Origin of the sequence: Polaromonas sp. SP1 (assembly GCF_003711205.1) — a bacterium.
In the GTDB taxonomy this organism is placed as follows: domain Bacteria; phylum Pseudomonadota; class Gammaproteobacteria; order Burkholderiales; family Burkholderiaceae_C; genus Polaromonas.
Map to the genome: position 1 here is coordinate 3,268,593 of NZ_CP031013.1, position 19,587 is coordinate 3,288,179.

Genomic DNA, 19,587 nt, shown 5'->3' on the forward strand with positions numbered 1-19,587 from the left:
CCATCAGGTCAGCAACCGCCCGTCAAAGCCCACCACGCCGACGTCGACAAAGGTGCTGCCCACGCGGTTGCCGTTGCCGTAGTTGACGCGCATGCCGCCCAGGTCGAAATTCGTGATGCTGTCCAGCCCTGCGATCAGCGATTCCCGCGTCACTTTGGCGCCGGCGCGGCGCAGGCCTTCGGCCATGACGCGTGCATTGACGTAGGCCTCCAGGCCAAACAGGGTGAAGTCTTTCCAGCCGCTGGCCTGCATGTCGGCCTGGTAGCCGCGCACCAGCGTGTTTTTGCTGGAGGCCGGCGAGGGCACGATGATGGCAAAACCCACACCGCGCGCCTTCTCGCCCATGGCCGCAATGTTGACGGCGCTGGCCGCGTTGGACAGGCCGTAGACCGTGCTGGTGCCGCCCGCATCGCGCAGGGCTTTCACAAACAGCGGCGCCACGCCCGACAGCACCATGATGACCACTTGCGGCTGCGCCTTCGCGATCGCCTTGGCAGCGGGCTCGACTTCCGTGCTGGTGTTGGTCGGCGTCGTTGCGATGATGGCCGGCTCCAGCTTCATCTCGGCCATGACCTTCTGGAACGATGCCAGGATCGAGAGGCCCAGCGGATCCTTCGGGTGCACGATGCCGATGCGGGTGGTGCCCAGCGTGACGGCGGTGTGAATCAGTTTTTCGATTTCGGCGTCGAAGGTGGCGCGCACCCAGAACACGTTGGACGGGCTGTTCTTGCGCACCGCCGCAGCGCCGGCAACCGGCCCCACCACCGCGAAGTCGCGTATGGTTTCAACGATGGCTGCGCAGGGGCGTGTGCCCAGCGGGCTCAGGATGCCGAGGACGGAGCTGTCGGCCTGGAAGGCCTGCGCATTGGCCTTGGCGATGTCGGGCTTGAACTGGTCGTCCGAAGTGACGAGTTCGATCCTGGCGCCGTTGATGCCGCCGGCCTTGTTCACCGCGTTGAAGTAGGCCGTGGCGCCCCGCACCAGGTCGCTGCCGATGCCTTTTTCGAGGCCGGTCTGGTCTACCGTGGTGCCCAGGCGCAGGGTGCGCGACTGCGCCCAGGAGGGCGCTGCAAAGACCGCTGCGGCCGTTCCGCATTGCTGGAGGAAATGCCTGCGCGCCAGCGGGCGGGTGGCTGTCTGGGTGGCTTTGCTGTCTCGTGTCGTCACTTGTAAATCCCTCGTTGTTTTTTCGGGTGTCTGCCTATTTAGTAAGCATGCTTACTAAATGCTAGCACCGCAGTTTATGCAATTTGTGACAGGTCAATAGTCCTGTGCAGAATATTTTTTTGAACCGTCTCAATCTGCGGTGATGGGTTAGGTTGTTCGTATTAAGTCTTTGAAAATTCTGTTGTTTTGCGGGCGTGCGTGGTGCTTTCGGTGCACCTGCAATAATTGCGGACTCCCGTTGTGCAGCGCGCCAGCTGCTGCCTGCAGCTGCTACCCAACACGGGCTCTGCGGTTTTGGCTTTGCCCGCTGCCGGCTTCCCTGAGAACGGCTTTTTCTTTCATTCAACTTGTGACCCGCAACAGGCGGCAACCCCATTGACCTCTACCGCCGCACCTTCTGACTCTTCCCTGACCCGGCCGCTGCGCATCGCGGTGATCGGCGGCGGGCCTGCCGGCCTGATGGCCGCCGAGGTGCTGGCCGGCGCTGGTGCGGCGCTGTCTGTTCAGGTGTATGACGCCATGCCTTCGGTGGGCCGCAAGTTTTTGCTCGCCGGCATCGGCGGTCTCAACCTCACGCATTCGGAGCCGCCGCAGATTTTCATGAGCCGTTATGGCGAGCACGCCGCACAGCTGCAGCCCTTGCTGGCCGGTTTTGGTGCGGCCGAGTTGCGTGCCTGGGCCGAGGCGCTGGGCGTGGAAACCTTTGTCGGCACTTCAGGCCGCGTGTTTCCCAAAGACATGAAAGCCGCGCCGCTGCTGCGCACCTGGCTGCAACGCCTGCGCCAGTCCGGTGTGCAGTTTTCCATGCGGCATCGCTGGCTGGGTTGGGCCGATGACGGCGCGCTGAAATTCTCAACGCCCGCGGGTGAGGTGCTGGCCGGGGCTGACGCCGTGGTGCTGGCGCTGGGCGGCGGCAGCTGGGCGCGGCTGGGCTCAGACGGCGCGTGGGTGCCGCTGCTGGCCGCGCACGGCGCGGCGGTGGCGCCGCTTTTGCCGTCCAACTGCGGCTTTGACGTGGCCGCAAGGCCCGACAGCCCGGCGCAGATCCAGGAAGCCGCCGCAGAGCCCGGCGAAACCCGGCGCGAATTTTTGCAGGAGCTCATCGGCAAAAAACCGCAAGCACCCACCGGCTGGACAGAACACTTCGCCAGCCGCTTTGCCGGCCAGCCCTTCAAGTCGGTCGCCATTCATTTCACCGACTCGCGCGGCCGCAGCTTCAGCCGCAAAGGCGAATTCATCGCCACGGCCACTGGCGTGGAAGGCAGCCTGGTCTACGCTGCCTCCAGCCTGCTGCGCGACGAGATCGCCGCCCACGGCAGCGCCACCTTCATGCTGGATCTGCTGCCCGACAAATCGCCCGAGCAGGTGCTGGTCGAAGTGCGTCACCCGCGCGGCTCGCGTTCGCTCTCCAGTCACCTCAAGAGCCGGCTGAACCTGGACGGCATCAAGGCCGCCATGCTGTATGAGCTGCTGGGCAAGGACGCGATTGCAGACCCCGTGCGCCTGGCCGCCGGAATCAAGGCGCTGCCCGTGCGCGTCACAGCCACCAGGCCCATTGACGAAGCCATCAGTACGGCGGGCGGCGTGATGTTTGAAGGCATGACTGCACAGTTGCAGCTGGCCGCCGCTACCGTGCCCCAACCCGTGTTCTGCGCCGGCGAAATGCTTGATTGGGAAGCGCCCACAGGCGGTTATTTGCTGACAGCGTGCTTTGCCAGCGGCCGCGCCGCAGGGCAGGGCGTTATGAGCCATTTTGGCCTCTAGCCCAGGAACGGCGTGGGCTACCAGCTATTGATTTGATAGCGTTTGCAGGAAGGAATCAACACCATGATCGTGCGTTTTCACATCGACCCGATGATGCAAGAAGAGTTTGAGTACCGCGTCAGCTACGAAGGCGAAGAGCTATACGGCGACGCCGGCCTGGACAGCGTGGAGGCCTGCATCATCGCCGCCACCGAAGGCCTGGGCCAGGACGCCATCGCGGCCGAGATCGCCTACAAAGGCATCATCAGCGGCACCTATGCGTTGGCATCGCTGGCGCTGGCCTCAGCGCAGATCGCGCAGCACGCATTGCAGACCACCGAGGCGATTGAAGAGGCTGCCCGGTAAGGGCACCGTCACATGAAGCGGTATTCCATCCTCTTCGTCTGCATGGGCAACATCTGCCGCAGCCCTACAGCCCACGGCGTGTTCCAGCAAAAGGTCAAAGACCGCGGCCTGGCCCAACTGATCCAGGTCGACTCCGCCGGCACCCATAACTACCACCCCGGCAACCCGCCCGACGAGCGCTCGCAGGCACATGCATCCAGGCGCGGCTACGACCTGTCTGCCCTGAGAGCCCGGCAAATGTCAGATGCGGATTTCGAGCGCCACGATTTGATCCTTGCGATGGATTGGGACAACCTGGCTTTGATCCAGGAGGAGTGCCCCGCCGAACACCTCCGCAAGGTACGCAGGCTGACGGAGTTTTGTTTAAAGCATGACAGCCCGGTCGTGCCTGATCCTTATTACGGCGGCAAGGACGGCTTCGAGCACGTGCTCGACCTGGTCGAGGATGCCTGCGAGGGCTTGCTTCAGCATGTTGAGCGCCAGCTGAAGCCGGCGCTTTGAGAGGGCAGCGGCTGCGTGCGCTGCAATTTGAATAAGGTGACGAGCCTTGACCCCGGCACTGACTCCACAGTTAGGGCTGCTTGGTTCCCCACCTGACCCGGTTGGCCGCTTTACCATGCGGGAAGGCCCGTCGCTTCTCATTGTACGCGGTGAAATCACATCACGAAATAACCACGCGCCTCTGTGGCACAATTTTGGCAACTCTGCTTAAGGAACTATGCGGCATCTGGAGCCCAAACAATTGATGGACGAGGATGCCAAGCGGGTTCAGCCAAAAAAAGGCCATCTGTTTCCTCTTGTGGCAGGCGTGATTCTTATGGTCGCACTTGGTGGTTTTGGGTTAACCCGTCTCTATCCGCCGTCAGTTCCAGATCATGTAAGCCAATCCGAAGCGAAGGAGCGCAGCGAAGCCTTCGCGAAGATAAAAAGCTTCCCCGTCTCAATCGTCCCCCAGGAAAAGACTGTCGCGACCCTGGCAAATATGGGGCTCAAGCCTCCCGAACTGGAGGCGTTGTCGCAGGCGCTGGCACAGCCTTCCGCCAAGACCACGCCTGTTGGATCACCTTCACCAGCCGCCGCAGTTGGCAGTGAACAGAAAGTCAGTCTGGTCGAACTCGTTTTGTGGGATACGCATGCGCCGGATGGTGATATGGTGCGCATCACCAGTGCAGGTTATGCGCGTGATGTGCTTCTCTCGAAAATTCCTACCGTCATTCATGTTCCCGGCATCGGTGCAGGTGTGATTCAGGTGACAGGTCTTAAGGACGGCGGCGGAGGTATTACCCTGGGGATCAAGGGTTCGCAGCAGTCAGTTCTCATGCCGATCATGAGCGAGGGGCAGTCACTTTCTTTGCCCGTGAATTTTCAGTGATGTACTAAAGACATGCTTGCATGGCTCAATCGCTACTTGCCCGTATTTATTGCCCTGAGCGTGCTGATCATGGTGGTTCAGCTGCTGCGGCAGGTATGGCCGGCCACTTCGGCTCTCTCGTCCTGGTATGTGGCAACGGAGCTTTTTTTGCGGACCTGGAGCTGGTATTTCATCGCGGCCGGATTGACTTTAGTATTTCTTAGCCTGGTTTGCTGGCTGCATTGGCTGGATCGGGCCCCTCAATGGATTTACCGGGTGATAAGCATGGACATACTTGACCGTCTAACCAACAAGCAGCAGGTGCAGGATGCTGCCGCGCTCATGGATCAGGAGTCGCTTGTTATTGACGCTGAGAGCCTTGGTGCGGCGTTGAAAGCCAAGGTCGTGGGTCAGGATGCGGTGTGCAACGATTTGTCGATGCAATTGCGCCGCCGGCTCGCTTTGATGCAGCGGCAAAAACCCGCAGGGGTTTTCCTGTTTGCGGGCCCTCCGGGGACGGGCAAGACCTATCTGGCCAAGGTGTTGGCTGCGGAACTGAACCGCAAGCTGCTTCACTTCGATATGACGCAGTTTTCCGCCGGTTCGTTTTCCGCGACGCAGCTCTTTGGCATGACCAAGGGTTATGTAGGCTCCGACTCCTACGGCAAGCTGACGGGAGGCCTGAGAGATCATCCTGCGGCGGTTGTTCTTCTTGATGAGATTGAAAAAGCCCACCCGGAAGTGTTGAAAGGCTTTCTGACTGCGTGGAATGACGGGTTTGTCACTGAAGCTTCTGATGGAAAACAGATTTCGACCAGCCAGGCGATTTTTATCCTGACTTCCAACGCGGCCACCGATGTACTGACGGCTCTGCAAAAAGATTTCGCCGCCGATCCTGACAGCTTGCGGATGGCATCGGTCAATGCATTGAAAGAAAACGGATTTGCGCCGGAGGTTCTCAACCGCATTGACCGGATATTCGTCTTTGCAGCGCTTGCAGGCCTGGACGTGGCGCGCGTTTGCGCGCTCGAAATGGAGGCGATGATTCGCGGTTACGGACTGGAAGTTGCGGGCGGGGGAGTGGATCCGGTAATTATTGTGCAACTAATGCAAAGGTACCGGCGCATGGGATCGGCCGCATCTTCACGTGATGTGGTTCGTGCTCTGGAAGAGTCAATTGCCGATTCCCTGATCAAGGCGCGTCAGTTGGGCTATGACCTGATCGAGTTGCGCATTGAAGATGGAAAGATTCGGGCCAAGGCGTCACAGAAAGCGGGCCTGGCAGCCAAACCGCAAGACGCTGACAGAGAATGATCGCGCTTGCACGGCAGAGCCTGTGGCACCAGTCCAGCTATTGGCGATGGCTTACCAGCTTTGCCGTACTGGCGTTGGCATTGGGTATAGCGGGTTCCCCGTGGCGCCAGAATCAATCCGGTGCAGAACTCGCGCCACCCACTTATGCCGCGCCACAATCTCCGGCGATGACTCAGCCGGGAAACGGCGCTTCGCAGATAGCCGGTGCACCGGTCAGAACACAATCTGCGGGTAGTGCGGATACCGACAAACTTGACACGGCGTCGTCGCCTCCCTCGCTGGCCAGAGAGCCGGCGGGAGCGCCCCCTCAGGCAACGGGCGTCCAGTCACGCGGTGCTGTGGTCTGGAGTGGTGGAGGGCGGGCTACCGGAGGGACGATTTCAGGTGGCGGGCTAATAGCGGCGTATTGCTGTGCAGGCGCGATGTCTACCGTGTGGACTTCAAAGCACGTCTCTAATGGCCGCCATTACTGGGAACTGACGCTTTCGGCCCGTCCCGGCGAGCAGACGGCCGATACGTGGACCTCCGCAGGGGTTGCATCGCACGGCGCGGGCGGCGGCAGTAGCCCCATGCCGATAAGCAGGGGCAGCGGGACGCAGACGGCCTTGAACATTGAAGTCGGCAGAGACAAATCCATCCGCAGCGGAGATGTGCTTATGTTTGCCCTGGATGCCGACAAGAAGCTCGCTTTTTGGGGTGTCAATGGCCAATGGCGCAACGGCACGCCTGGCCTGCAAGGGGGAACACCACTGCAGTTGACGCCGGGGGAGCAATTTTCCCCTTTCGGCTCACTGAGCGCGTCGTCAGGCAACACAGCGCCGGAAGGCGACCGCTGGATTGCCAACTTCGGTAACCAGAAATTCCGGTTTCCGCTACCAGCGGGATTCGATTCTTACGGCACTTCAGGAGGGGCGGTTTCTTCTGCGCAAACTCCGGCTGTTGCTTCGCAGCAAGCGGCGGCGCACTCAGGATTGCCAGGACTGCCGGACTCTGTGATTGGACGGATGAGCAGCACCTCGGTCATGGTGAGCGGGCAATCCATCCCGTTGCCGGAGGGGCAATGGATGACGCTTGCGCTTTTCAAGGGTTCGCAAGCCGCGCCGGGTGATGCCATGCTGTTGGGCCAGATCGTCTCTGGACAGCTCAAGCGGATGGTTGCCATTCGTGCTTACCGTAGAACCAGCGAGGCAAGCTTCAAGGCGGTTCCGATGAAATCCTGCTCGCGGCAAGACATGGCCTTTGTTGAGGACGTCGGGGACAATCCCGATTCAACCCGATGCTGGTGGGTAAACCATGCAACGTCGGTTTGGGAAAACCAGGCATTGTTTCGCTCCGCAAGCCTCGAACTGGCACAGCGCAAGGTTAATTTTTCAAGTGTTTTCCTGAATGTGGGATTTCATCGGGCCAATTCGGACGGCTTTGCAACGGCTTTCTATTATTTTGATCCTGCTGAGGCGGGCATTGCCAGCAGCGCAACACAGTGGCAACTCAGCGAGTGGCACAAGAGCAGGATTTCAAGCGATTCGCAGCGGGTCGCCTATGTCGAAAAATCCATTGCTTGGGGGCGTGGCTGGGCGCCTATCTACTTCGCCATCAAATAGCCGTCAGGCTGGCACCCGGCTGGTTTGCGGGTTTTCGGATTTGCAGAGGTAGCACCTCGTAGAATTGGGTGTATGTCCTATCTCGTTCTCGCCCGCAAATACCGCCCCAAAAATTTCTCTGAAATGGTGGGGCAGTCGCATGTGGTGCAGGCGCTGGGCAATGCGCTGGCGACCCAGCGCCTTCATCATGCCTATTTGTTCACCGGCACGCGGGGTGTGGGCAAGACGACGATCTCGCGGATTTTGGCCAAATCGCTCAATTGCCTGGGGCCGGACGGGCAGGGCGGCATCACGGCCACGCCTTGCGGGGTGTGCCAGGCCTGCACCGATATCGACAGCGGCCGCTTTGTGGACTACACCGAGCTGGACGCGGCGTCCAACCGCGGTGTCGATGAAATCGCCCAGTTGCTTGAGCAAGCCGTTTACAAGCCGGTCGTCGGACGCTTCAAGGTCTTCATGATCGATGAGGTGCACATGCTGACGAACACGGCGTTCAACGCCATGCTCAAGACGCTGGAAGAGCCGCCTGAATACCTCAAGTTTGTGCTGGCTACGACCGACCCGCAGAAGGTGCCGGCCACGGTGCTGTCGCGCTGCCTGCAGTTCAACCTGCGGCCGATGGCACCCGAGACGGTGCTGGAGCACCTGACGCAGGTGCTGGGCGTGGAGAACGTGCCGGCCGAGCCGCAGGCGCTGCGCCTGCTGGCGCGCGCGGCGCGGGGCTCGATGCGTGACGCGCTCTCGCTGACCGACCAGGCCATTGCCTTTGGCTCGGGCTCGCTCGAAGAAGCCAGCGTGCGCACCATGCTGGGGAGTGTGGACCGCAGCTATGTGTACCGCCTGCTCGATGCGCTGGCGCGCGGCGACGGCAAGACGGTGATGGAAACCTCCGAAGCGCTGCGGCTCAATGGCCTGAGCGCGGCATCTACGCTCGAAGAAATGACGTCCGTCCTCCAGCGCATGGCTGTGTTGCAGGCTGTGCCTGAAATGGGCGCGGGCGACGACGGCGCCGACCCGGACATCGCCGAGACGGCCCGGCTGGCGCAGGCGCTGCCTGCCGACGAAACCCAGCTGCTGTACAGCCTGTGCCTGCATGGGCGCGGTGAACTGGGCCTGGCGCCCGACGAATATGCCGGCCTGACCATGGTGCTGCTGCGCCTGCTGGCCTTCAAACCTTCGGGGTCTGCCGCACAACCCGCCATGGGGGGTGCCGCCGAGCCTGGAAAAAAGCCTCAGCCTGAGCCCGCCCGGGTGAGCGCGCCCGGGCCGCCCGTATTGCCTGAACGCGTTGCAGCGCCGCCCCGTGCGCCTGCGCCTGAACCGGTTGCGGCGCGGACCCCGCCCGCAGCGGCGCCGCAAAATTTTGAATCAAATCAGCCTTCGGCCCAGGCAGCGCCTGCACAAGCAGCTCCTGATTTGATAGCAAGCCCTGCCGCCGTGCCTGAGCTCGCCCCCATGCAGGCAGCACCGCAGCCACAGCGCCCGCAGCCCGGAGCGCCTTCCGCAGCGCCCGCGCTGCTGGTGCCTGTGCCTCTGGGGGAAGCGTGGAGCCAGACCGTCAACCAGATGGTGGCGGCCGAGGCGGTGGCCGCGCTCACGCGTGAGCTGGGCCTGCAGTCGGAGTTGCGCAGCCAGGACCAGGGACTGTGGACGCTGCGCGTGGAACGCGAATCCCTGAATCAGGCCGCCGCGCGCGAGAAGCTGCAGGCTGCGCTGCAAGCCCATGTGGGCAATGCGGCCCTCAAGCTGGTGGTGGAAGTGGGCCCGGTGACCGACACCCCGGCGCGCCGCAATACCGCCGCGCAGGCCGAACGCCAGCGTGCGGCTGAAGAGATGATCCAGGGCGACCCGCTGGTGCAGGACCTGATGCGCGACTGGGGCGCCCGGATTGTCCCCGGCAGCATCCGGCCGCTGGCGGCCAAGTCGATATGATCAAAGGCAGTCTTTGAGACGCATTTCAGACGCAGAAGCACAACCCGATTTCAAGTTTTAAAAGGAACAACCATGTTTAACAAAGGACAACTCGCAGGCCTCATGAAGCAGGCGCAGGCGATGCAGGACAACCTCAAGAAGGCCCAGGAAGAGCTGGCGTTTGTCGAAGTCACCGCCGAAGCCGGCGCCGGCCTGGTGAAGGTCACCATGACCTGCAAGCACGACGTCAAGCGCGTTGAAATCGACCCCAGCCTGCTGGCGGACGACAAGGACATGCTGGAAGACCTGGTCGCCGCGGCGTTTAACGCGGCCGTGCGCAAGGCCGAAGAAGTGAGCCAGGAAAAGATGGGCAAGCTGACGGCCGGGATGCCAGGCCTGCCCGGCGGCATGAAGCTGCCCTTTTAAGGGCCACTGCCCTTAATGGCTGACTCCAACGCCCTTGAAGGCCTGACCCAGGCGCTGCGCAAGCTGCCGGGTGTGGGCGCGAAGTCGGCTGCGCGCATGGCGTTTCACCTGCTGCAGCACGACAAGCCTGGCGCCTTGCAGATCGCCAGGGCGATGGAGCATGCCGTCAACAGCGTGAAGCACTGCAGCTTGTGCAACACCCTGACAGAGCAGGAGCTTTGCTCCACCTGCGCCAATCCGCAACGCGATCGCAGCAAGCTCTGTGTGGTCGAGACGCCCGCGGACCAGGCAGCGCTGGAGCGCACGCTGGCCTACAAGGGCCTTTACTTCGTCCTCATGGGCAAGCTCAGCCCGCTCGACGGCATCGGCCCCAACGACATCGGCCTGCAAAAACTGTTTGACCGTGTGGTGCCGAAAGATGCACGCGGCGAGGCGCTGCCGCCCGCGTCACGCGAAGTGCAGGAAGTGATCCTGGCGACCAATTTCACGGCCGAGGGCGAGGCCACGGCCCATGTGATCGCCCAGGCGCTCAAAAGCCGCGGCGTGCAGGTCACGCGCCTGGCGCGCGGTGTGCCCGTAGGCAGCGAGCTTGAATACGTCGACCTGGGCACGATTGCCCATGCACTGGTGGACCGCCGCTAAGCCCGGCGATCTCACAACCGGAAGAACTGAAAACCGAAGCCCGCAATGGGCGATAACAAACGAAAGACGAAAGAGATTCCACCATGACATTCGCACGCTTCACCATCGCCTACTGGTGTGTCCTGATCATGGCTTTGATGCCGATTGCCTGCGCCGCCCTGGCCAAGTACGGGATGATGAGCACGCCACGGCGAGACGGCGGCTACGACAACCACAACCCGCGCGGCTGGCTGGCGCGGCAAAGTGACTGGCGCGGCCGTGCCAATGCGGCGCAGGCCAATACCTTCGAATCGCTGCCGTTTTTCTTTGCTGCTGTCATCATTGCGCACCTGCTGCAGGCCGGGCAGACGCGGCTGGACATCCTGGCGCTGCTCTTCGTGTTCCTGCGCATCGCCTACATCATGATGTACGTAGCCGACCTCGCCAAAGCCCGCTCGGCGATCTGGGCTGTCGCGCTGTTCATCAATATCTGCATTCTGTTTTCGGGCTATCGCTGATGGCTCATTGCTGATACGTGGGGCGCTGCGGTAACCATTGGTAACCTTCCGCCCTTACGGAAAAACCCGCACGGGATGACCCCGATGCGGGTTTTTTTACGCCTCGATAAGCTTGCGACAACTATAAAGAGAGGCCCAGCATGAACCGCCAACCCCTGATTTCACGCCGGATTTTTGCCGGCGGCACCGCGCTGGCTGCAGCAACGCTGGCACTTCCCGCCCTTCGCGCCCAGCCCAAGCTGGAGAAGACAAAAATTTCGATTGCAGTGGGCGGCAAGGCAGCGTTTTATTACCTCCCGCTCACCATCTCAGAGCAGCTCGGCTACTTCAAGGCCGAGGGCCTGGACATTGAAATCAGCGACTTCGCCGGCGGTGCGCGTGCGCTGCAGGCTGTGGTGGGCGGCTCGGCAGATGTCTGCTCGGGTGCTTATGAGCACACCATCAACCTGCAATCGAAGAACCAGATGTTCCAGGCCTTTGTGCTGCAGGGCAGGGCGCCGCAGATCGCCTTTGGCGTGTCGACCAAGAACATGCCCAACTACAAAACCGTGGCGGACTTGAAGGGCAAGAAGATCGGCGTGTCGGCGCCGGGCTCGTCCACCAACATGATGGCCAACCTGGTGCTGTCGCGTGCGGGGCTCAAGCCCGGCGACGTGAGCTTCATCGGCGTGGGCACGGCGGCCGGCGCACTCACCGCGCTGCGCTCGGGCCAGATCGACGCGATGAGCAACACTGATCCGGTGATGACCATGCTGGAGCAAAAAGGCGAGGTGAAGATCATCAGCGACACGCGCACCCTCAAGGGAACGGTGGAGGTCTTTGGCGGCTCCATGCCGGCCGCCTGCCTGTATGCGCCGGTCGAGTTCATCCAGAAGAATCCCAATACCTGCCAGGCCATGGCCAACGCCATCGTGCACGGCCTCAAATGGCTGCAGACCGCGGGCCCGGGCGACATCATCAAGACCGTGCCCGAGAGCTATTTGCTGGGCGACCGGGCGTTGTATCTCGCATCGTTCAACAAGGTGCGGGAATCGATCTCGCTGGACGGCATCATTCCCGACGATGGCGCACGTACGGCGCTCAAGGCACTGGCGAGCTTTGATCCGACGGTCAAGGCCGACAAGATTGATCTTGCCAAGACGTATACCAACGAGTTCTCACGCAAGGCCAAGGAGCGCTTCAAGGCCTGAGCCTCCGATCACGCCTTGCTGCCTGCTTTTTGCAAGCAGCTTGCCATAAGCTCCCGTCATGCCTGAACCCGACAACGCCCACGCCCTTGAGTTGATTGACATCAGCTGCACGTTTCGCTCGCGGGACGATGCGGGCCAGCGCTACACCGCGGTCAGCAACACCACGCTGCGCATCAGCGCCGGCGAGTTCGTGTCCGTCGTCGGCCCCACCGGCTGCGGCAAATCAACCCTGCTCAATATCGGCGCGGGCCTGCTGGCGCCCTCATCGGGCGAAGTGCGGGTTTTCGGTGCACCGCTGGCCGGCATCAACACCCGTGCCGGGTACATGTTCCAGACCGAGGCCTTGATGCCGTGGCGCAGCGCCATTGCCAATGTGATGATGGGCCTGCAGTACCGGGGCGTCGCCGACGACGAGGCGCGCCGGCAGGCGCAGGCGTGGCTGGAGCGTGTGGGCCTGGGCGAGTTTGGGGATCGTTACCCGCACCAGCTCTCGGGCGGTATGCGCAAGCGCACCGCGCTGGCCCAGGTGCTGGCGCTGGATCCCGACATCATCCTGATGGACGAGCCCTTCAGTGCACTCGACATACAGACCCGCCAGCTGATGGAAAACGAAGTGCTGGACCTGTGGGCCGCCAAAAAGAAGGCGGTGCTGTTCATCACGCACGACCTGGACGAAGCGATTGCCATGAGCGACCGGGTGGTGGTGCTGTCGGCCGGCCCGGGCACGCACCCCATCGGTGAATTCACGATCGACCTGCCGCGTCCGCGCGACGTGGCCGAGGTGCGAAGCCAGCCGCGCTTTGTGGAACTGCACAAACAGATCTGGGATGTGTTGCGCGATGAGGTGCTCAAGGGCTATGCGCAGCAGCTCAAAAAGGCTGCCTGACCATGTGGCGCCATATCAAGCCCACCGAAAGCAATCTGCGCGCATGGCAAATCGGTTTGCTGGTGTTCATCCTGATCGGCTGGCACCTGGCTTCACGTGACGAGAAGATTGCGTTTTTCCTGGGTGAGCCCATCAAGGTGGCGGGCAGGGTGTGGAGCTGGTTCATGCCCTTCGGGTTCGGCCCAAGCCTTCTCTTCCCCGATGGCCTGAAGGGCAACGCCGACATCTATTTGCACCTGGGCACCACGCTGCTGGAGACTGTTCTGGCCTTCGGCATCGGCACGGCGCTGGGCCTTGCCTGCGGGCTGTGGCTGGCCCTGGCGCCCACGGCCAGCGCGATCCTGGACCCTTACATCAAGGCCGCCAACTCCATGCCGCGCGTGATCCTGGCGCCCATCTTCTCGCTCTGGCTGGGGCTGGGCATCTGGAGCAAGGTGGCGCTGGCCGTGACGCTGGTGTTTTTCATCGTGTTCTTCAACGTCTACCAGGGCGTGAAAGAAGTCAGCCCGGTGGTGCTGGCCAATGCCCGCATGCTGGGCGCCAACCAGCGGCAGCTGCTGCGCACCGTGTATTTGCCGAGCGCCACCAGCTGGGTGTTCTCCAGCCTGCATACCTCGGTGGGCCTGGCGTTTGTGGGGGCGGTGGTGGGTGAATACCTGGGCTCCGCGCGCGGGGTGGGTTACCTCATCCTGCAGGCTGAGGGCACGTTTGACGTCAACACCGTGTTTGCCGGCATCGTGGTGCTCACGGCATTCGCGCTGGTGCTGGACGGCATTGTCGGCCGGGTGGAAAAGCGGCTCATGAAGTGGCAACCGCGCAGCGGCGAGACGGAAAAGCTCTAGGGCTTTGGCTATTGGCACCCGCCCTGCGTAGGAGGGAGCCGCTCGTGTGCATAACTCTTCCTGTCGTCCTACAACCCCATGTTGTGCGCCTTGCGTAAAGTCGGGTCTCGCATCCAACCTTACAAGGAAAACACCATGAACCTCTCACTCAGCATCGGACCTCTCATGTCCCTGATCGCGGGCATCCTGATCCTGATCATGCCGCGCCTGCTGAACTACATCGTTGCGATCTACCTGATCGTCATGGGCCTGATCGGCCTGTTCGGCATGGGCTCGATGAAGCTGTAGTCGTTCTGCGGCGGTTGACGAAGAGGCCGTTTAAAAAAAGCGCCTCAGCGCTTTTTGGACTTCACAACGGGTTTTGCGCTGCTGCGCTTGACGGCCTTGACATTGCTGCGGCTGCGGCCATGGCTGGAAGATGCCGCATGGCTCTTGACCGGCAGAAACACCACCACCTGGTGGCCCAGCTTGAATGCGGTGGAGGTGCTGACATTGTTCCATTCGGCCACGCTGGCGGCGCTCAGCCCATAGCGTTTTGCGATGGTAGCCACCGATTCGCCTTTGCGGGCCTTGACCGTGGTGCGCCGGGTCACAATTTCAGGTGCAAGTGAAACCTGGGCGTTGTCGGCGACATGGCTGGTCACATCGGTTTCAACCTTGGCTGAGCGAGGCACCAACAAGGTGGATCCAGCCTTGATCAACATACGCGGCGGGATATTGTTGACGCCGCGAAGGTCGGCTTCGCTCATGCCGGTGCGCCGTGCCGCTTCAGCCGGGTTCATGGTGCTGGGGGCGGTCCAGGCCGTCCAGCTGGCGTATTGCCCCTGGCTGTAAGCCTCGAAGTTGCGCTGGAACACCGTGGCGTTGTCCCACGGCAGCAGGATTTGCGGTGTGCCCGCAGCGATGATCACGGGGCGGTGTGCCGAAGGGTTGAGCGCCTTGAAGTCTTCAATCTTGACGTCGGCCAGCCGTGCCGCCAGGGCCACGTCGATGTCGCGCGTGATCAGCACCTGCTGGAAGTACGGGTGATTTTCAATGAGCGGCAACTCGGTGCGAAAGGCCTGCGGGTTGGCGACGATGTTTTTGACCGCCTGCAGCTTGGGCACATAAAGGCGGGTTTCGGCCGGCATGTTCAGGTCGGTGTAGCTGGTGCCAAGGCCGGCCTTCTGGTTTTTGGCAATGGCGCGGCCCACGCTGCCTTCGCCCCAGTTGTAGGCGGCCAGCGCCAGGTGCCAGTCGCCGAACATGCCGTAGAGCTTTTGCAGGTAGTCCAGCGCAGCGCGGGTAGAAGCCAGCACGTCGCGGCGGTCATCGCGAAAAGCGTTCTGCTTCAGGTCGAAATATTTGCCGGTGGCCGGCATGAATTGCCACATGCCGGCGGCTTTGGCGCTTGAAACGGCCTGCGGGTTGAAGGCGCTTTCGATAAAGGGCAACAGTGCCAGCTCGGTCGGCATCTGGCGGCGCTCGAGCTCTTCAACGATGTGAAACAGGTACTTGCTGGAGCGCTCGGTCATGCGCTGGATGTAGTCCGGCCGGCTGGCATACCACTGTTCGCGGTCGGTCACCAGTTCGTTTTGCAGGTCCGGCATGGCAAAGCCGCGGCGGATGCGGTCCCAGAGCTCCTTGGGGGGCTCGGTCGAGGCGATCTGGTGTGAGCCGGCCTGGCCCGGCGTGATGGCCTGCAGCGGGCCGCTGGGCAAGATGGGTTTGGAAGCAGAACCTGCACCCGTGGTGAGCACCGGGTCGCCCGGCATGCCCGGGGGCTGTTGTTGCGTGGCGCAACCCGCCAGCAGCGCTGCGGCCAGGAGAAACGCGAACGAAACGATGCGGGAATTGAGGGAGTTGAAAGAGCGGGGGGCTGCAGTGGTGCGGTGATGTGGCGTCATTTGAATTGGTTTTTCCACTGCCGGATGGCGGCAAATACGGTGGTGTCGTCACGGGCCGACGCATCAAAGTGCCGGGCAGCCGCCATGATAGTGGCTTGCCGGGTTCGTAAAAAGGGGTTAACCAGCAGTTCCTGCGCAATCGAGGTCGGCAACGTCGGCCGGCCTTGCTCGCGAAGGCCGATGCATTGCGCCTGGTAGTTCGCGAGGTCGGTGTTGCCCGGCTCTACGGCCATGGCAAAACGCAGGTTGCTCAGTGTGTATTCGTGGGTGCAGCACACCACGGTGTTGCCGGGCAGGGCGGCGAGCTTGTCGAGCGAGGCGAGCATCTGCGCCGGCGTGCCTTCAAACAGGCGCCCGCAGCCACCGGAAAACAATGTGTCGCCGCAGAACAGCAGCGGCTTTCCGTTCACAGCTTGTGTGTAATAAGCGATGTGGCCTGCGGTGTGGCCCGGCACGTCGATCACCTGAAAATCCAGGCCGAGGGCGTGCGCTGTGTCGCCGCCGTTGAGGTGCGTGTAGGGTTGCGGAATGCGTTCGGTGGCCGGGCCGTAGACCTTGGCGCCCGTTGCCTCGCGCAGGGCATCCACACCGCCTGTATGGTCCGCATGGTGGTGCGTGACTAGAATCGACTCCAGTTGCAAGGCATGCTGCTCCAGCGCACGCTGCACCGGCCCGGCATCTCCCGGGTCCACAACCAGGGCGCGTTTGCCGTCATGCAACAACCAGAGATAGTTGTCGTCGAAGGCGGGGATGGGAATCAAATACATGCGGTGGTTTCGATGAACATGCGGGATCTCGATGAGCTCTGAAATTATAGGTTTGACCGACTGGCTGAAGACCCCGCCCGGCGCTTATCTGCTGGACTGGGAGCGTACGCATTTCGACGAGGCCGTCAGCGATGTGTTTGGATATCACGCCCTGCAGTTGGGCCTGCCTGAACTCGACGCGCTGCAGGCCAACCGCATGCCGCACAAATGGCTGGCGCTCGAATCGCCGCCCGCCCTTGCCGCAGCTGCGCCGCCTGACGGTGCGACTGCCGTTCCTGCCGCAAGTTCCCGGCGCGCGGCCTTGCTGACCGATTCAGGTGCGCTGCCGTTTCCGGAAAGCAGCCTGGACCTGGTGGTGCTGCCGCACACGCTGGAGCTCAGCCGCGACCCGCACGCCACCTTGCGTGAAGTCAGCCGCGTGCTGGTCCCTGAAGGACGCGTGGTCATCAGCGGCCTGAACCCCACCAGCTTGTGGGGCCTGCGCCAGCGGCGCGGCCACCTCTACCAGCGCTGGGGTTACGACAGCCTGTTCCTGCCCAAGACCGGCGAGTTCATCGGCTACTGGCGCTTGCGCGACTGGCTGCGGCTGCTCGACTTTGAGGTAGAGTCGGGGCGCTTTGGCTGCTACCGCCCGGCGCTGACCAGCCAGGCATGGCTGGACCGCTTCGAGTGGATGGATGCCGCCGGCGAGCGCTGGTGGCCCATCTTCGGCGCTGTGTACTTTCTCGCGGCGGTCAAGCGCGTGCGGGGCGTGCGCCTGCTGGAGCCCGCCTGGAAGGCGCGCAAAGCCCCTGCTGCGGCGCCCGCCGTAGTCGCCAACAAAGAGACGGCAACCCGTTCGCGGCCGCCGGCCTGATCCATTTTTTTAACGCATGACCGATTCATCTTCAACTGCAGACACTCCATCTTCCCAACGCGTCGTTATCTATACCGACGGTGCATGTAAGGGTAATCCCGGGCCCGGCGGCTGGGGCGTCCTGCTGTCCCAGGGCGGCACCGAAAAGGAACTGTTCGGCGGCGAACTGGGCACCACCAACAACCGCATGGAAATGATGGCCGTCATCGAGGCCCTGGCGGCGCTCAAGCGGCCCTGCAGCGTCACGCTCTACCTCGACAGCGAGTACGTGCGCAAGGGCATCACCGAGTGGATTCACGGCTGGAAGGCCCGGGGCTGGCGCACGGCGGCCAAGGCGCCTGTCAAGAACGTGGACCTGTGGCAGCGGCTGGACGCGCTGGTGAGCTCCAGCGGCCACAAGATCGACTGGCGCTGGGTCAAGGGCCATGCCGGCGACCCCGGCAACGAGCGTGCCGACGCGCTGGCCAACAAGGGTGTGGAGCGTGCGCTGGGCCGTTTGTAACAGCGCCGCTTGAAGCAGTCCGGCAGCGGCCCGGCTGCACCGAAAAAAAGCGCATGAGCACATACGCATTTGTCCGCACCATAAGCGTACTTAGTGTTTGCACCAATACGGCCGCGCAGCCTTGCGTAAAGCCGTTGTAAAGCTACCGCGCTTACCCCTTGGCTGGGCTTCAAAAAGGCTGCTTCTGCCATGGTGTCCTGCTACATTGGAAGTTTGTATCTTTGTATAACAAGCTTTCCTTCCCATGGCATCAAAAGTAATCTACATCGCGGTTGCCGCAACGGGCATTGCAGTCGCATCGGGCGCTGCCTGGTGGCTCCAGAAACCCAAGGCGCCGGGCAACGCTGCGCAGGCCTCATCGGCCGCCACCGGCAATGGCGCCGAGGCGGGAAAGCCGGTCGCTGTGGAAGCCGCCAAAGTGGAGCTTGCCAGGCTGTCGGATGACACGCAGGCCGTGGGCAGTCTTCGTTCACGCCGCGGTGTCGTGCTACGGCCCGAGGTCAGCGGACGCATCACCCAACTCAATTTCACCGACGGCCAGCGCGTGCGCAAAGGCCAGGTGCTGGTGCAGTTCGATGACCAGTTGCCGCTGGCGCAGGTGCAGCAAAGCCAGGCCGAGTTGTCGATTGCCCGGGCCAACCAGAAGCGCAACCAGGAACTGGTGGCGCAAAACTTCATCAGCCAGCGCTCCCTTGATGAAAGCGCGGCCAACCTCCAGGTCGCCGAGGCCAAGCTGTCGCTGGCCAAGGCCACTGCGGCCCGCCTGAAAATCGTCGCGCCTTTTGACGGCATTGCCGGCATCCGGCTGGTCAACGTCGGCGATTACCTCAAGGACGGTGCGGACATCGTCAACATCGAAGACATCGAAGCGATCTTTGTCGATTTCCGCCTGCCCGAGCGCTTCCAGAACAAGGTCAGGCGCGGCCAGACGGCCAAGCTCGACATCGACGCCTTGCCCGGGCGTTCCTACACCGCGCAAATCCAGGCGATCGACCCGCTGATCGACGCCAACGGCCGCTCCATCGGCATCCGGGGTTGCATCGACAACCGCCAGCTGCAGCTGCGCCCCGGCATGTTCGCCCGTGTCAACACCGTGTTCGGCGTGCGCGAGAACGCCCGCGTGATACCCGAAGAAGCCATTGTTCCGCAGGGCGGCCGGCAATTCGTCATCAAGCTGCTGGAGGGGCCGAAGGCGCAGACCTGGACCACCAAGCGCGTGGAAGTCAAGGTCGGCCTGCGCAGCCCCGGCAAGGTCGAGATCCTGGAAGGGCTTGAAGCCGGCGACACCGTGGTTGCGACCGGCCAGCAGCGTGTGCAGAAGGACGGCACCGTGGTGAGCATGGTGGAAGTCGCGCGCGGCAACCGCCCGGCCGCTGCCGAAAACGCCGCCGGCCCTGCGGCGGCGCCTGGCGCGGTTGCGGCAGCACCGGCCTCCGCGCCCTCCGCGCCTGTATCCGGCAGCCAGAACGTGGCGGCCAAAGCCCCGCAACCCGCATTGGCCGGCCCCAATCCGTGCGGCGTGGTGGTCTCGGAGGCCGCCGCCATGGTGGTGCCGGTTCGCAGCGTCAGCACGCCGCCACGCAGCCCGGCCCCCACGGCCGCTCGCGACCCGGCCTGAGCATTGAGCGGCACCGACCCGA

General features: G+C 62.6%; 20 protein-coding genes and 1 other RNA gene. 17 read left to right on the forward strand and 4 right to left on the reverse strand.

What is annotated here, in order from left to right:
• Positions 1 to 3 precede the first annotated feature (3 nt).
• Positions 4 to 1,167 (reverse strand): ABC transporter substrate-binding protein, encoded by a 1,164-nt coding sequence (locus tag DT070_RS15550; protein ID WP_122956219.1) that lies wholly within the window; start codon positions 1,165 to 1,167, stop codon positions 4 to 6.
• Between the two features lie 375 nt (positions 1,168 to 1,542).
• Here DT070_RS15550 and DT070_RS15555 point away from each other — a divergent pair, with 375 nt between their 5' ends.
• The 3 genes from DT070_RS15555 to DT070_RS15565 all read left to right on the forward strand — a co-directional run bounded on the left by DT070_RS15555 (position 1,543) and on the right by DT070_RS15565 (position 3,777).
• Positions 1,543 to 2,931 (forward strand): TIGR03862 family flavoprotein, encoded by a 1,389-nt coding sequence (locus tag DT070_RS15555; RefSeq protein WP_255416836.1) that lies wholly within the window; start codon positions 1,543 to 1,545, stop codon positions 2,929 to 2,931.
• Between the two features lie 63 nt (positions 2,932 to 2,994).
• Positions 2,995 to 3,276 (forward strand): hypothetical protein, encoded by a 282-nt coding sequence (locus tag DT070_RS15560; RefSeq protein WP_122957436.1) that lies wholly within the window; start codon positions 2,995 to 2,997, stop codon positions 3,274 to 3,276.
• Positions 3,277 to 3,288: 12 nt separating this feature from the next.
• Positions 3,289 to 3,777 (forward strand): low molecular weight protein-tyrosine-phosphatase, encoded by a 489-nt coding sequence (locus DT070_RS15565; RefSeq protein WP_122956220.1) that lies wholly within the window; start codon positions 3,289 to 3,291, stop codon positions 3,775 to 3,777.
• Positions 3,778 to 3,812: 35 nt separating this feature from the next.
• Here the strand turns inward: DT070_RS15565 and ffs are convergent.
• Positions 3,813 to 3,909, reverse strand: an RNA gene (gene ffs, locus DT070_RS15570) — signal recognition particle sRNA small type.
• 85 nt (positions 3,910 to 3,994) lie between these two features.
• Between ffs and DT070_RS15575 the strand changes: the two genes are divergently transcribed.
• The 11 genes from DT070_RS15575 to DT070_RS15625 all read left to right on the forward strand — a co-directional run bounded on the left by DT070_RS15575 (position 3,995) and on the right by DT070_RS15625 (position 14,224).
• Entirely contained in the window at positions 3,995 to 4,648 is a 654-nt protein-coding gene (locus DT070_RS15575) for a hypothetical protein (protein WP_122956221.1), read from the forward strand.
• Positions 4,649 to 4,660: 12 nt separating this feature from the next.
• Entirely contained in the window at positions 4,661 to 5,941 is a 1,281-nt protein-coding gene (locus tag DT070_RS15580; RefSeq protein ID WP_206074044.1) for an AAA family ATPase, read from the forward strand.
• A 605-nt stretch (positions 5,942 to 6,546) separates the two neighbouring features.
• Positions 6,547 to 7,542: a hypothetical protein gene (locus DT070_RS21400; RefSeq protein ID WP_153976352.1), complete on the forward strand. Its 996-nt coding sequence runs from the start codon at positions 6,547 to 6,549 to the stop codon at positions 7,540 to 7,542.
• A 72-nt stretch (positions 7,543 to 7,614) separates the two neighbouring features.
• Positions 7,615 to 9,474: a DNA polymerase III subunit gamma/tau gene (dnaX, locus tag DT070_RS15590; protein WP_122956223.1), complete on the forward strand. Its 1,860-nt coding sequence runs from the start codon at positions 7,615 to 7,617 to the stop codon at positions 9,472 to 9,474.
• A gap of 72 nt (positions 9,475 to 9,546) precedes the next feature.
• Positions 9,547 to 9,879, forward strand: a complete 333-nt coding sequence (locus DT070_RS15595; protein WP_122956224.1) for a YbaB/EbfC family nucleoid-associated protein — start codon at positions 9,547 to 9,549, stop codon at positions 9,877 to 9,879.
• Between the two features lie 15 nt (positions 9,880 to 9,894).
• Positions 9,895 to 10,521: a recombination mediator RecR gene (gene recR, locus DT070_RS15600; RefSeq protein WP_122956225.1), complete on the forward strand. Its 627-nt coding sequence runs from the start codon at positions 9,895 to 9,897 to the stop codon at positions 10,519 to 10,521.
• A gap of 83 nt (positions 10,522 to 10,604) precedes the next feature.
• On the forward strand, positions 10,605 to 11,018 hold the full coding sequence (locus DT070_RS15605) for an MAPEG family protein (protein ID WP_122956226.1): 414 nt from the start codon (positions 10,605 to 10,607) through the stop codon (positions 11,016 to 11,018).
• 140 nt (positions 11,019 to 11,158) lie between these two features.
• A complete protein-coding gene (locus DT070_RS15610) occupies positions 11,159 to 12,208 on the forward strand; it encodes an ABC transporter substrate-binding protein (RefSeq protein WP_122956227.1) in 1,050 nt (349 codons plus the stop codon).
• 58 nt (positions 12,209 to 12,266) lie between these two features.
• Positions 12,267 to 13,094: an ABC transporter ATP-binding protein gene (locus tag DT070_RS15615; RefSeq protein ID WP_122956228.1), complete on the forward strand. Its 828-nt coding sequence runs from the start codon at positions 12,267 to 12,269 to the stop codon at positions 13,092 to 13,094.
• A 2-nt stretch (positions 13,095 to 13,096) separates the two neighbouring features.
• Positions 13,097 to 13,936 carry an ABC transporter permease gene (locus DT070_RS15620; protein WP_122956229.1) on the forward strand — a complete coding sequence of 280 codons (840 nt, stop codon included), beginning with the start codon at positions 13,097 to 13,099 and terminating at the stop codon, positions 13,934 to 13,936.
• A 135-nt stretch (positions 13,937 to 14,071) separates the two neighbouring features.
• The gene (locus DT070_RS15625) at positions 14,072 to 14,224 is read left to right on the forward strand and encodes a DUF3096 domain-containing protein (protein ID WP_122956230.1); all 153 of its coding nucleotides are present in this window, start codon (positions 14,072 to 14,074) and stop codon (positions 14,222 to 14,224) included.
• Positions 14,225 to 14,268: 44 nt separating this feature from the next.
• On the opposite strand, the gene DT070_RS15630 is transcribed toward DT070_RS15625, so the two are convergent.
• Both DT070_RS15630 and gloB read right to left on the reverse strand, forming a co-directional pair.
• Positions 14,269 to 15,822 carry a transglycosylase SLT domain-containing protein gene (locus DT070_RS15630; RefSeq protein WP_369973880.1) on the reverse strand — a complete coding sequence of 518 codons (1,554 nt, stop codon included), beginning with the start codon at positions 15,820 to 15,822 and terminating at the stop codon, positions 14,269 to 14,271.
• Entirely contained in the window at positions 15,819 to 16,589 is a 771-nt protein-coding gene (gene gloB, locus DT070_RS15635; protein ID WP_122956231.1) for a hydroxyacylglutathione hydrolase, read from the reverse strand. Before gloB ends, DT070_RS15630 begins: the two co-directional genes overlap by 4 nt.
• A 31-nt stretch (positions 16,590 to 16,620) precedes the next feature.
• Here gloB and DT070_RS15640 point away from each other — a divergent pair, with 31 nt between their 5' ends.
• The 3 genes from DT070_RS15640 to DT070_RS15650 all read left to right on the forward strand — a co-directional run bounded on the left by DT070_RS15640 (position 16,621) and on the right by DT070_RS15650 (position 19,565).
• A complete protein-coding gene (locus tag DT070_RS15640; RefSeq protein WP_122956232.1) occupies positions 16,621 to 17,445 on the forward strand; it encodes a class I SAM-dependent methyltransferase in 825 nt (274 codons plus the stop codon).
• A gap of 16 nt (positions 17,446 to 17,461) precedes the next feature.
• Positions 17,462 to 17,947 (forward strand): ribonuclease HI, encoded by a 486-nt coding sequence (gene rnhA / locus DT070_RS15645; RefSeq protein WP_122956233.1) that lies wholly within the window; start codon positions 17,462 to 17,464, stop codon positions 17,945 to 17,947.
• Positions 17,948 to 18,191: 244 nt separating this feature from the next.
• Positions 18,192 to 19,565 (forward strand): efflux RND transporter periplasmic adaptor subunit, encoded by a 1,374-nt coding sequence (locus DT070_RS15650; RefSeq protein ID WP_122956234.1) that lies wholly within the window; start codon positions 18,192 to 18,194, stop codon positions 19,563 to 19,565.
• Positions 19,566 to 19,587: the final 22 nt, after the last annotated feature.

Coding starts and splice junctions, on each gene's coding strand:
- DT070_RS15560 (WP_122957436.1), top strand. CDS start 2,995: ATGATCGTGCGTTTTCACATCGACCCGATGATGCAAGAAGAGTTTGAG.
- DT070_RS15565 (WP_122956220.1), top strand. CDS start 3,289: ATGAAGCGGTATTCCATCCTCTTCGTCTGCATGGGCAACATCTGCCGC.
- DT070_RS15575 (WP_122956221.1), top strand. CDS start 3,995: ATGCGGCATCTGGAGCCCAAACAATTGATGGACGAGGATGCCAAGCGG.
- DT070_RS15580 (WP_206074044.1), top strand. CDS start 4,661: ATGCTTGCATGGCTCAATCGCTACTTGCCCGTATTTATTGCCCTGAGC.
- dnaX (WP_122956223.1), top strand. CDS start 7,615: ATGTCCTATCTCGTTCTCGCCCGCAAATACCGCCCCAAAAATTTCTCT.
- DT070_RS15595 (WP_122956224.1), top strand. CDS start 9,547: ATGTTTAACAAAGGACAACTCGCAGGCCTCATGAAGCAGGCGCAGGCG.
- recR (WP_122956225.1), top strand. CDS start 9,895: ATGGCTGACTCCAACGCCCTTGAAGGCCTGACCCAGGCGCTGCGCAAG.
- DT070_RS15605 (WP_122956226.1), top strand. CDS start 10,605: ATGACATTCGCACGCTTCACCATCGCCTACTGGTGTGTCCTGATCATG.
- DT070_RS15610 (WP_122956227.1), top strand. CDS start 11,159: ATGAACCGCCAACCCCTGATTTCACGCCGGATTTTTGCCGGCGGCACC.
- DT070_RS15615 (WP_122956228.1), top strand. CDS start 12,267: ATGCCTGAACCCGACAACGCCCACGCCCTTGAGTTGATTGACATCAGC.
- DT070_RS15620 (WP_122956229.1), top strand. CDS start 13,097: ATGTGGCGCCATATCAAGCCCACCGAAAGCAATCTGCGCGCATGGCAA.
- DT070_RS15625 (WP_122956230.1), top strand. CDS start 14,072: ATGAACCTCTCACTCAGCATCGGACCTCTCATGTCCCTGATCGCGGGC.
- DT070_RS15630 (WP_369973880.1), bottom strand. CDS start 15,822: ATGACGCCACATCACCGCACCACTGCAGCCCCCCGCTCTTTCAACTCC.
- gloB (WP_122956231.1), bottom strand. CDS start 16,589: ATGTATTTGATTCCCATCCCCGCCTTCGACGACAACTATCTCTGGTTG.
- DT070_RS15640 (WP_122956232.1), top strand. CDS start 16,621: ATGAGCTCTGAAATTATAGGTTTGACCGACTGGCTGAAGACCCCGCCC.
- rnhA (WP_122956233.1), top strand. CDS start 17,462: ATGACCGATTCATCTTCAACTGCAGACACTCCATCTTCCCAACGCGTC.
- DT070_RS15650 (WP_122956234.1), top strand. CDS start 18,192: ATGGCATCAAAAGTAATCTACATCGCGGTTGCCGCAACGGGCATTGCA.